At 49.1% G+C, this 1069-nt stretch carries 2 protein-coding genes; both read left to right on the forward strand.

Annotated features, from left to right (window positions below):
- A partial coding sequence (locus R8N46_RS25400; protein ID WP_318189800.1) for a HisA/HisF-related TIM barrel protein occupies positions 1-406 on the forward strand: 406 nt, incomplete at its 5' end.
- Positions 388-1069: imidazole glycerol phosphate synthase subunit HisF (gene hisF, locus R8N46_RS25405; RefSeq protein ID WP_318189801.1), on the forward strand; the 682-nt coding region annotated here is incomplete at its 3' end. The genes R8N46_RS25400 and hisF, both read left to right, overlap by 19 nt.

The raw sequence follows: 1069 nt of genomic DNA on the forward strand, positions 1-1069 counted from the left end.
CGCGTTGGACATCAACATCGACCAAGACGGCACACGTAAAGTGGCCGCGTTGGACATCAACATCGACCAAGACGGCACACGTAAAGTGGCGATCTCTGGTTGGCAAGAAGATTCAGGCGTGACTATTGAAGCTCTGATCAACGATTACCTAACGGTAGGTCTACAGCACGTGCTGTGTACTGACATTTCTCGTGACGGTACGCTAGAAGGCTCAAACGTAGAGCTTTACGTCGACCTATGTAAACAGTACCCACAAGTGCAGTTCCAATCTTCAGGTGGTATCGGCTCATTAGCGGATATCGAAGCGCTAAAAGGCAGCGGTGTGGCAGGCGTGATTGTTGGTCGCGCGTTGTTAGATGGTAAGTTCACAGCAGAGGAGGCATTTGCATGCTGGCAAAGCGAATAATTCCATGTCTTGATGTTCGTGATGGACAAGTGGTGAAGGGGGTTCAGTTTCGCAACCACGAGATCATCGGCGACATTGTTCCTCTCGCTAAACGCTACGCAGAAGAAGGCGCTGACGAGCTGGTGTTTTACGACATCACAGCATCAAGCGATGGTCGTGTAGTTGATAAAAGTTGGGTAGCTCGTGTCGCGGAAGTGATCGACATTCCTTTTTGTGTGGCTGGTGGTATTAAATCCGCAGAGGATGCTGCACGTATTCTGGAGTTTGGTGCAGACAAAGTCTCTATCAACTCGCCTGCGTTGGCTAACCCGCAGCTTATTACTGATTTAGCAGATAAATTTGGCGTTCAGTGTATTGTTGTTGGTATTGATTCCTACTACGACAAAGATACTGGTAAATATCAGGTTTACCAGTTTACTGGCGACGAAGAACGTACAAAGGCGACGAAGTGGGAAACGCGCGAATGGGTACAAGAAGTGCAAAAGCGCGGTGCTGGTGAAATCGTGCTCAACATGATGAACCAAGACGGCGTGCGTAACGGTTACGATATTGAACAGCTCAATATGGTACGCGAAGTGTGTAAAGTTCCTCTCATCGCTTCCGGTGGTGCAGGTGCCATGGAGCACTTCGCAGAAGCCTACCAAAAAGCAAACGTGGATGGTG

Source organism: Vibrio sp. 1874 (assembly GCF_033344395.1).
Lineage (GTDB): Bacteria > Pseudomonadota > Gammaproteobacteria > Enterobacterales > Vibrionaceae > Vibrio > Vibrio alginolyticus.